Consider the following 2,478-nt stretch of genomic DNA (forward strand, 5'->3'; position numbering starts at 1 on the left):
GATCTGGACAGCCGCAGCGCGGCCCTGCGGGTCGATGCGCCGCTGGATGCGGTTCGCCTGAACGGCGCGACCCTGTCGCTGCGCGCCTCCACCTGGGAAGAGGATCGGGGATCGGGTCTGTTGAACACCCGCGCCAACGCCAGCGGCCACAGCCTCAGCGCCACGGCGGCGAGGGCGCCCGAGGCGAACGGATACGGCTGGCGGCTGCAGGCGTGGCGGATCGACAGCAATCTGGCCAACAGTTCGGCCTCGATCTCGGCGGATCGGTCGACCACGACGCCCGCCAATGACCAGTACAAGACCCCTGCGACCGGCTGGGGCCTGAACGCCGCCCTGCGCCGTCGCGTGGCCCAAATGGGCGGCGGGCGGCTGGAGTGGGAGGTCGGCGCCGACGCCCGGTTCAACGACGGCGAGACCCGCGAATACTACACCTATGTCGGACAGGGTTTCACGCGCGAGCGGCTGGCGGGCGGCGAGACATCCGTGGTCGGCGCCTATGTCGACGGCTCATGGACGGGCGGGCCCTGGCTGGTCGCAGGCGGCCTGCGGCTGGATCAGTGGAAGAACGAGAACGGGTTCCGGCTGGAGCGGCTGATCGCCACTGGCGTGCCCAGCGCCGATGTGAAGTTCGAGGACCGCTCGGGTGAGGTGGGCAGCGCGCGTCTGGCGGTGCGGCGGCAGTTGACGCCGGATGTCTCGGCCCGCGTCGCCGCCTATTCCGGGTTCCGGCCTGCGACCCTGAACGAGCTTTACCGACCTTTCCGTGTCGGCAACGACCAGACGGTCGCCAATGCGGACCTGAAGCCGGAAGTCCTGACCGGAATCGAGACGGGGCTGGCCTTCGACCGCGATGGGCGGACCTGGGGCGCCAGTCTGTTCTGGAACCGGATCGAAGACGCCATCGTCAACGTGACCCTGAGCGAGAACGCCTCCGGCGTGACCCGCCAGCGCCAGAACGCCGGGACCATCGACGCCTGGGGCGTAGAGCTGAATGGATCGGCGACGCTGACGCCCGCCCTGTCGCTGACCGGCGCCGTGTCATGGACCCATGCCGAGGTGGACGGTGGAACGGCTGCACCGCAGCTGACGGGCCTGCGTCCCGCACAGGCGCCGAGGTGGAGCGCGACGGCGGGGCTGGACTGGCGGGCGACCCCGCGCCTGACGCTGGCGAGCGCGCTGCGTTATGAATCCGCCCGCTTCGATGATGATCTGAACAGCCGGGTTCTGGACGCCGCCTTCACCCTGGATGCGCGGGCGGAATGGGCGTTCAACGCGCGGGTCACGGTGTGGGCGGCGGCGGACAATCTGTTCAATGAGGACGTGCAGGTGTCCCAGACGGCGAACGGTGTCGCCGGTTACGGCCCGCCGCGCACCGTCAGTGCAGGCCTGCGTCTGACCTACTGACCAGCTTGGCTGCAAGGCGGCGAAGGATTTGTCGCAAGGATCGCTATTGAAAGCCGTTCGCAGCAGTGGCAGAGCCACGAGGTGACCGAACTCGCAACACAGCGTCCGCCAGAATCCGCCGCCAAGGGAGCCAAACCCAAGGCGGCGCTGAATGGCGCGCGGTCCTTCTGGCTGAAGCAGCTGCACAGCTGGCACTGGATTTCGGCGGCGGTCAGCCTGGTGGGCATGATCCTGTTTGCGGTCACCGGCATCACCCTGAACCACGCCGGCTCCATTCCCGCGACGCCCGTGACGGTGGAGCAGAAGGCAGCGTTGCCTGCGCCCCTGCTGGAGCGGCTGGCCAGCTTCCCGGAAGAAACGACCGATCCGGTTCCCGACGCCGTCGCCCGCTGGGCCAAGACGGCCTTCAAGGTGGATGTGGCGGGCAAGCCGACGGAAACCACGCCGGAAGAGGTCTATGTCGCACTGGCTATTCCCGGCGGCGACGGATGGCTGACGATCGACCGTTCAACGGGCGAAGCTGTGCATGAGAAGACCACCCGTGGATGGATCGCCTACCTCAACGACCTGCATAAGGGCCGCAACACCGGCTCGGTCTGGTTCTGGTTCATCGACGTCTTTGCGGTGGCCTGCACCATCTTCGCCCTGACGGGGCTGGGCCTCATGTGGCTGCACGCCCGGGGCCGTCCGTCGACCTGGCCGCTGGCCGCGCTGGGCCTGCTTATTCCCGTCATCATCGCCCTGATCTTCATTCATTGACCGAGTAAACCGATGCGCATCCTCCCCGTTGTCATCACGACTGCTGGTCTTGCAGTCGCCGCCCCGGCCTTCGCCGCCGACCTGTCGGTGTCGGTCGAGATTCCGCGCCTGAACACCGCCTCCTATCACCGGCCCTATGTCGCCGTGTGGATCGAGAAGCCGGACCAGACCGCGGAACGCACCCTGGCCGTCTGGTACCAGCAGACCCGCAACAACGAAGGCGACGGCAAGGACTGGCTGAAGGACCTGCGCACCTGGTGGCGCAAGGGCGGCCGCGCGATGGCCCTGCCCGCCGACGGCGTGTCGGGCGCCACC

The 2,478-nt window shown here is 68.1% G+C and carries 3 protein-coding genes; all 3 read left to right on the forward strand.

What is annotated here, in order from left to right:
* On the forward strand, positions 1-1,404 hold a 1,404-nt coding region (locus QZ281_RS11970; protein ID WP_292228642.1), incomplete at its 5' end, for a TonB-dependent receptor.
* A 147-nt stretch (positions 1,405-1,551) separates the two neighbouring features.
* Positions 1,552-2,163, forward strand: a complete 612-nt coding sequence (locus tag QZ281_RS11975; protein WP_292228650.1) for a PepSY-associated TM helix domain-containing protein — start codon at positions 1,552-1,554, stop codon at positions 2,161-2,163.
* 12 nt (positions 2,164-2,175) lie between these two features.
* The coding region (locus tag QZ281_RS11980; protein ID WP_292228644.1) for a DUF2271 domain-containing protein at positions 2,176-2,478 on the forward strand (303 nt) is incomplete at its 3' end.

The sequence above is a fragment of the Brevundimonas sp. genome (assembly GCF_018608325.1).
GTDB lineage: Bacteria > Pseudomonadota > Alphaproteobacteria > Caulobacterales > Caulobacteraceae > Brevundimonas.